Raw genomic sequence first — 530 nt, forward strand, 5'->3', positions numbered from 1 at the left:
CGATAAAATGTGGATTTTTAGTTGGCACTTCAAGCCCCCCTCCGGTTGCGAGCGCCCTCGCATTGGTATTCCGGGAGTTAAAGGTACTGAATCCGAGTCAGCTTTTTGCTTTTAGTGCTGAGAAGCACCTGGACATAGCAAAATCTCCCGGAATCCCGGGATATCCAAAAAAGTGGGATAAATTTATGTGTCAAGTCTTCGGGTTTTTAATCCCTCTTGATCGTTGCGTATACGACCAAAATTACATTTTAAGTGATAAAGTAATTTCAGAAGATTAGCAAGAAAAATCAAGAATTTTCTATTCTATTATGCCGTAAAACATTGCTCTTTGAAGGGGCTGTGGTGTGTTGGTTTGAATGTGACTTAAGGGGGATATGAATGGAATAATGTTGATTAGTGCGCTGTTGCTTAATCAGAAATTAACCACAAAATTGCTTTTTGTTTTTTCGCTTCGAGCTCTCTAAAGTTTCTCAACAGAGTGTGTTCTTTTTCGCTATAGGTTTCTTGATTGTGGTGTAAGAGGGTTTCTT

Annotated in this window: 1 protein-coding gene and 1 pseudogene; one reads left to right on the plus strand and one right to left on the minus strand. The window is 39.4% G+C overall.

What is annotated here, in order from left to right:
- A partial coding sequence (locus ACFIO3_RS15555; protein ID WP_375704830.1) for a hypothetical protein occupies nt 1-278 on the plus strand: 278 nt, incomplete at its 5' end.
- Between the two features lie 130 nt (nt 279-408).
- Here the strand turns inward: ACFIO3_RS15555 and ACFIO3_RS15560 are convergent.
- Nucleotides 409-530, minus strand: a pseudogene (locus tag ACFIO3_RS15560) (transcriptional regulator); the annotation flags it as partial.

It is taken from the genome of Bartonella sp. AD328YNZD (genome assembly GCF_042196425.1).